Below are 7073 nucleotides of genomic sequence, written 5' to 3' on the forward strand. Positions count from 1 at the left end.
ACCGGTTCTATGCCCCATCATTAAGATGGTGTATGATTACCGGCCCATGGTCTATCCCTTTTTACCGTTAAAGCCTGGCAATGGTACTTCCATTATAGCGATACACGCCGTTCATAGATCCAAACAAAACATTCTCTTTTCCATCTTCTAGAATCCCGAAAATCAAAGGTTTATTTGCTATTTCGGTTACCGTTGGTTTTACATTGGATAATGACTTTTCATCATAGCGGGAAAGTACCCAATCCTTGACATGAGCACTTTTAGAACTGGTCCAAATGTTTCCTTTTTTATCTTCGTAGATATAACCAATAAAATCTTGCGTAAAATTGGTAAATGTATTGCCATCATAGCGCCAAAGGCCGTCATTGCCACCGAGCCAAATGTTGCCTTTTTTATCTTTGATTATCGAACGCACATTCGTAAAAGGTTTTCCGTCCTTATTGGTTATCCTGGTAAATGTCTTTCCATCATAAACGCGGGCATATCCCCTTGTACCAAACCAAAACTTCCCTGTTTTGTCTTCAATAACAGAATTAACATCATTTTGCATCCAATGAGCCTCTTGAAGCTCTTGTTGGTAGACTGATACCTGAACAGAATCAGTCTGAGTAGCAGAAGGGCTTTCTGTCATTTTAAAATTCCGAAAAGATTTCCCATCGTAAAGACTTGCTCCGCTTTCAGTTCCGAACCAAATATTACCAGTTTTATCTTCATAAATATTGGTAACCCGATCATTGGCAAGCCCATCTTTGGTTGTTAAATGACGAAAGGATGTCCCATCGTAATAGTAAACACCTGAGCCAACAGAAGCGAACCAAAAATTCCCCTTTCTATCTTCTAAAACTGAAAAAAAACGGGCCGAACTTACTTTACTTGTCATATTAGTAAACGATTTTCCATCGTATTTAAATATACCATCAAATGCAGCAACCCAAATGTTACCCTTTTTATCTTGTATGAGATTACGAGTGATTCGGTTAGGTCCGGAAGACATGACCGAGTCTTTGGTTTCAGACTTAACATTTTCTTTTGAGCGGCTTGTTTTGTCTTGTCCAGCACAGGAAGTGCTAAAAACAAACATCAGGAACAAAGCATATACGTGTGCGTATTTCATAATTTTTTCTTTTTTATTACCTTACAATTATTTGATTCAACGAATCTACTTTGATATTTTTCGGCTGGAGAGATTTGGATTGTAAATAAAAATGTAACCTTTGTAAATAAATAGTAAACAGCATGTTTGATAGTCGAAACCTCCGATCTGGAAAGTCCAAATACCTATTTGGGTTGATATTACTTTCGTTTATCTCTGTGATCTGCGCGGCTTTCAGTATGACCGGCAGCGACAACTTTGACTTCGCCAGAAGGGAAGTTTTGCTCCGCAAAATCGGACATGAACTCCTCCTACAGTCAGGCGACATGAGATCAAGAGTGCTCCCGGTAAAAAAGATCGCAGAAAATGAATATCAAATCAGCTTTGAGCATGAGCTTACTTTTCAAACGGACTCCCTGGTGAATACTACCCAGCGTTTGTTAGCCAATGCCCCACTAGCAGAGGATTATGTTGTTAACGTTCTGAACTGCGGCAACTCTAGTATCGCCTATGGATACGCTATATCCAAAAATAAAAAAGATGATATTGTAGCCTGTATAGGAAGAGCGCAGCCCAAAGCATGTTATTTGATCAACATTAGATTCAAGGCGACAGGAATAAATACAGCAAAGAATGGATATCTGCTGGGCAGTCTGCCGTTTTTAGCATTTGTTGGATTTATTTTTCTGAGATCAGTTAAGCCTCGAAAAATTATACCTGAGGAACAGCATACTGATATGTTCACTTTAGGTAAAGTATTGTTCGATGCGAAGAATCGGAAGCTGATTATGAATGGAAAGACCATAGACCTGACCGGAACAGAAACCCGTTTGCTACTCATTTTCGCAAAGTCACCCAACGAGACCATAGAAAGAAGCAGATTGCAAAAAGAGATCTGGGAAGATGAAGGTGTGATTGTGGGGCGCAGTCTGGATATGTTCATATCAAAACTTAGAAAAAAGCTGGAATTTGATCCGAATATCAACATTGTTGTGATAAGGGGAAAAGGATATAAGCTTGAAATTACGACTCAATCGGTATAATTAGAAAATCATCCATCTGAGATAGAACTGGTAAAATCAAGTTTTTCAGTCCATTTAAGAAGTTTCACTGAAATAATTAAGCTTTATACGTTCCAAACATTCGGTCCCAAATAGAAGTATAAAAACCAAAGTTTCTTTGTTCGTTTAAATGATGTTGGTTATGAAATTTTGTAGTTCCTAAAAATAATTGTTCCGTCCATTTTGGGAAGAATTCTCGGTTTAGATGACCGATAGTTCCCCAAATCAAATTAATGAGCAGGTAAATCATAATGGAAAAAATAGAAAAATCATACCACATAAAAACAAAGATCATCATCAATCCGAAACCTAAGGTTTCCAAGGGATGCAACACAAATAGGCTCAAGAAATTAGTGCTCTTATGTTCATGATGTTTCCGGTGTAAAATTTTATAAATAAAAGGATGATGCGCTAAGTAATGAAAAACATACATCATTAGGTCCATCACCAAGATAATGGTTACAATTTCAATAAGAAGGGTCAGGATGGTTTTAGATTCGTTTAATGTAATCCATCCTGTTTTCCATAAACGAACACCTATCAACATCACAACGATATTGAGAAATAAAGTTAGAAAACTTACATACAAATCAGATTTTAGAAAAGGATGATCAGTCGTTTGAATCTTATTCTTCGAACATTTTTTATCAATAAAAAGATAAAATCCAATCGAAAACAAATACAAAAATGCGTTGGATATCAAACTGAAAATAATCCATTCCAACCAAGATAGATTTTCAAAAAATGACAGAAAACTCAAAACGCAGGTGATTTATGAAGATTTGATGCTATTTTTTTCGCCCTAAGAACCTAATTACAGAACCTGTACCATTATGATAAAGTCCCTCATTAAGTTGAATCTCCACTTCAGCTAACTCAAGAATCTCAAAATCAGCGAAGTCCTCTTTAATCTCTTCAATTGAAAACAACATACCAGGATCAGTTGGCCCTCCTACGTCCTTATTTTTCGCGAGATAGTTTAGGTGATTTTTACTAAAAGCTTCAAAAATAACATGGCCACCCTTTCGCAAATGCCTGCTTAGGATGTGGTGATAGTCAGATTTTATATCAGCAGGGAAATGGGCATAAATCAGTGCAATGGCATCGAAGCTTTCATCATTATACCCCAGCTCTGGTAAAAACCCGATCTGGTAATCGATCTCTACCTGATTTGCCTCGGCAAGCAACATTGCTTTTCTTTTTCCCTCGGTACTGATGTCAAAAGCAGAAACCTTCCAACCCTGACTGGCGGCAAATACAGCATTACGCCCCTCTCCTTCAGCGGCAAAAAGGATTTCACCTAACTGCAATTTTTCCAACTGAGATTTTAAATAATTATTTGGATTGATACCGTAGGCAAATTCGTCCTGTTTATAACGTTCTTCCCATTTTTGTAACCAGATTTCGTTCATATCATAAAATTAATCGCTGCTGGAATCATGTAGGTTTGTGCCGTTCCAGTAAACAAATTTATCTTAATAATTTTCTTTTCCCAGGGAGCCACATAGAAATGACTTTGTGTACACACAGCATTTAATGATTAAACTTAAAGATAATGTAGAAGCCAGGTAAAAAGGATATTTTTACATTATGAAAAACCTAAGCATCTTAATATCTACCGCCGCTATTTTGACACTTTCATCTTGTGGGATGAACAACAATGCTGCAAAAAACAGCAATGAGGTAGTCCCGGCTCCTATAGCCCAAGACAGCACAGCTGAAAAGGGTTTATTTGCAAAGATGTCGCTGAAAGACACCGTTAAGGCTGGCGAATTGGTGGAATTGAAATTCACAGTGTACAACAATGGCGACACTGCACAACGTTTTTGTAAGTGGCACACTCCTTTTGAGCCATTCATCAGCAAATACCTGGATGTAAAATTAGCTTCTGGTGAAGAGATCAACTACAAAGGTGCAATGGCCAAACGAATGATGCCACCACCGGCTAGCAGTTATATCACTGTAAATTCTAAAGACAGTGTTTCTACCAAAGTAGATCTCTTAAAAGGATATGACCTCAGCAAACCTGGTAAGTACACCATTACTTATGTGGGCCAAAATATGAGTGGACTGATTGTTAAAGACAGTATTTCATTCGTTTACGAGAAATAGTAAAAATATATTTTTTCTTATTATGGCTTTCGGATAAGCATATCATGGATTCCTCTTTGTCTTTCCAAAAAGCTCGCTTCAGCATTCTGTATGGTGTGTAATGCCTGATCCATTTTGCAGGATTAGGTAAATGCAACTCAATGTATCTAGAACAGCAACGTTAACGTCTAAACTATCTTGTTTTATCTAACCAAAACCGTTTGAACTGGATATTAATGAAACTATAGAAAAACACAACAACTACACTGTGTATCAACGCATTGTATCATTTTTGCTAAAAATACTCAACCAAATAACTTTCACGAAAATATTATTTATATTGTTATATCGTGGTTGTTCTAAAGAAAAAACTGCTGCGTATTTTCAAACAACCTATAAACAAAAAATCATCCTTATGTGTACAGGTATTCAGGTTAAAACAAAAAGCGGTGCGCCGATCTACGGTCGTACTATGGAATTTGCAACAAATTTAAGATCAGAAGTACTGGTCATCCCCAAGGGAACCAGCTTTGTCGGGGCAGGACCAGACCCTAGTACAAGTGGCCTCCTTTGGACTTCCCAGTACGACATCACCGGTCTCAATGTCATGGGAATGGATCTGATTATCGATGGTATCAATTCAGAAGGACTGTCTGTTGGTGGGTTCTACTTTACTAATTATGCAGGCTATATGAATGTACGACCGGACGAAGCAGACAAATCAATGTGCTCTACAGATTTACCAACGTACTTATTGTCTACCTGCACAACGGTCGACGAAGTAAAAAAAGCCTTATTAGAAATTAAAGTTAATAAAGGGGCTCACACTGCAGCAAAAAATCCATTAATAAAGAATGAAATCGCTCGTAATCAAACTGCTGTTGCCCTACACTACAACATACACGATGCTGAAGGAAATGTTCTGGTGGTTGAGTATATGCATGGCGAATTACATATGCATGATAACCCGATTGGTGTTTTAACCAATTCTCCGGATTACCAGTGGCACTATACTAATCTCAGTAATTATGTAAATCTAACGCCCAATAATGTAGCAGAACTATCTCTGAAAAACATGACAGATTCAGTAGCCACATTGCCTCCGATAACGGCTTTCGGACAGGGGACAGGCTTACTCGGACTACCGGGCGATTACACACCTCCTTCCCGTTTTATTCGTGCCGTATTCTATTCGCAGTTTGTTATACCAGTGATTGAACATGAAGAAGCCGTACTCCAGGCATTTCATATACTTGATGCGTTTGATATACCTCATGGAACTATACGGGACTCTCAAGAAGGTCCGGAATATACCCAATGGACAGTGGCCAGCGATTTGAAAAGCAAAAAGTTTTATTTCCATACCGTAAACGACAGAACCATCCGAATGGTAGATCTTGCCAACTGGGATTTTAACGAGAATAAAAATAAAATCGTAAAGATGAGTATCAATCAAAGGCCTACCATTATCAACATGGCTGATCATAAAAATGTGGCTGATCTGGTGCTATAGATAAAACAAAAAAAATCCTAAAAACGAAAAAAGCCGTTCTTCTTTTTCAGAAAAACGGCTTTTTCAGCAGTGGGCCTCCTATTCAGACTTGTAGCCAAACCACCTAAGCTGCACAACAAAAGAAAGAAACAAGTTGCTCAAATATTAAAACTAATGAGCATTTTTATTATTAAAACTTTGAATTGTTTTGTAAAGCAGTAAGAGGTTATCACCTAAATCGCCTACTTCTCGAATCTGACCATTGATGTCATAATCAATTCGTTTATCTCCTATTTGGCGAATCCGGCCATTGATATCATAATCAACTCGATCATCTCCTATTTGGCGAACTCGGTTATTAATATCATAATCTATTCGTTTGTCCCCAATTTGACGAACACGGTCATTGATATCATAGTCAACTCGATCATCTCCTATTTGGCGAACTCGGTTATTAATATCATAATCTATTCGTTTGTCCCCAATTTGACGAACACGGTCATTGATATCATAGTCAATTCGATCATCTCCTATTTGGCGAACACGATTATTAATATCATAGTCTATTCGTTTATCTCCGATTTGACGAACACGGCCATTGATGTCATAATCAATTCGATCATCTCCTATTTGACGAACACGATTATTAATATCATAGTCTATTCGTTTATCTCCGATTTGACGAACGCGGCCATTGATGTCATAATCAATTACTAAACCGTCAATATTATCCAATTGGCCGTTCACGTCATATTTCACGGGTTTATCGCCAATGCTGTTAAAAGTAGAAACATCTTTATTTTGCAGCCTACCTTTTGAATCTAATCGTACATTCAAGCCTTCCTTTTGAACGATAAAAACATGGTTTTTATCGCTTCCAGAAAGATCAAGCTTAATTGTTTGTGAATAAACATGACCCGAAAAAATAAAAAAAATAAATAAAAAGAGGACTGTTTTCATAAGGATTAACTAAAGTGATTCATTGCTTGCCAATGATAATGAAATATAACTAAATATCTTTAAGCGCTCCGACAAAAACCATACCTAAACCACTAATAGTACCGATAAAAATGTCTAAAGAATAAAACAGCATTAAGTGCATGCTTTTCCTGGGCATTTACCAGTACAGAGCTAGAAAAGTACAGGAAGGAAAGTATTACAAATATTTTTTTCATCTACAAGATGATTTAGGATCAATCCCAAAACTTGTGGAGGAGGTGATAAAAATATAGCTTTGTATTTTTATCCAGTTTAATATTTATGCCATCAAGTACTGCATCATTACTGAAATTATTTCTGCCAGATTTTATACTAGAGAATTTTGAATTCAAAGGAG

7 protein-coding genes are annotated in these 7073 nt (G+C 37.1%); 3 read left to right on the top strand and 4 right to left on the bottom strand.

Annotated features, from left to right (window positions below; genetic code table 11):
- Nucleotides 1-67: 67 nt before the first annotated feature.
- Nucleotides 68-1114, bottom strand: a complete 1047-nt coding sequence (locus tag GM920_RS21155; protein WP_182961234.1) for a ligand-binding sensor domain-containing protein — start codon at nucleotides 1112-1114, stop codon at nucleotides 68-70.
- A 122-nt stretch (nucleotides 1115-1236) separates the two neighbouring features.
- Here GM920_RS21155 and GM920_RS21160 point away from each other — a divergent pair, with 122 nt between their 5' ends.
- Nucleotides 1237-2136: a winged helix-turn-helix domain-containing protein gene (locus GM920_RS21160; RefSeq protein ID WP_182961236.1), complete on the top strand. Its 900-nt coding sequence runs from the start codon at nucleotides 1237-1239 to the stop codon at nucleotides 2134-2136.
- 76 nt (nucleotides 2137-2212) lie between these two features.
- Here the strand turns inward: GM920_RS21160 and GM920_RS23770 are convergent, their stop codons facing one another.
- A complete protein-coding gene (locus GM920_RS23770) occupies nucleotides 2213-2701 on the bottom strand; it encodes a sterol desaturase family protein (protein ID WP_262891085.1) in 489 nt (162 codons plus the stop codon).
- A gap of 241 nt (nucleotides 2702-2942) precedes the next feature.
- Nucleotides 2943-3566, bottom strand: coding sequence for a class I SAM-dependent methyltransferase (locus GM920_RS21170; RefSeq protein WP_182961238.1), 624 nt, complete (start codon nucleotides 3564-3566; stop codon nucleotides 2943-2945).
- Between the two features lie 178 nt (nucleotides 3567-3744).
- Between GM920_RS21170 and GM920_RS21175 the strand changes: the two genes are divergently transcribed.
- Nucleotides 3745-4266, top strand: a complete 522-nt coding sequence (locus GM920_RS21175; RefSeq protein ID WP_182961240.1) for a protease — start codon at nucleotides 3745-3747, stop codon at nucleotides 4264-4266.
- A gap of 394 nt (nucleotides 4267-4660) precedes the next feature.
- Nucleotides 4661-5758 carry a linear amide C-N hydrolase gene (locus GM920_RS21180; RefSeq protein ID WP_182961242.1) on the top strand — a complete coding sequence of 366 codons (1098 nt, stop codon included), beginning with the start codon at nucleotides 4661-4663 and terminating at the stop codon, nucleotides 5756-5758.
- 150 nt (nucleotides 5759-5908) lie between these two features.
- Here the strand turns inward: GM920_RS21180 and GM920_RS21185 are convergent, their stop codons facing one another.
- Nucleotides 5909-6697 carry a hypothetical protein gene (locus GM920_RS21185; protein ID WP_182961244.1) on the bottom strand — a complete coding sequence of 263 codons (789 nt, stop codon included), beginning with the start codon at nucleotides 6695-6697 and terminating at the stop codon, nucleotides 5909-5911.
- Nucleotides 6698-7073 lie beyond the last annotated feature (376 nt).

Source organism: Pedobacter gandavensis (assembly GCF_014172405.1).
Taxonomy (GTDB): domain Bacteria; phylum Bacteroidota; class Bacteroidia; order Sphingobacteriales; family Sphingobacteriaceae; genus Pedobacter; species Pedobacter gandavensis.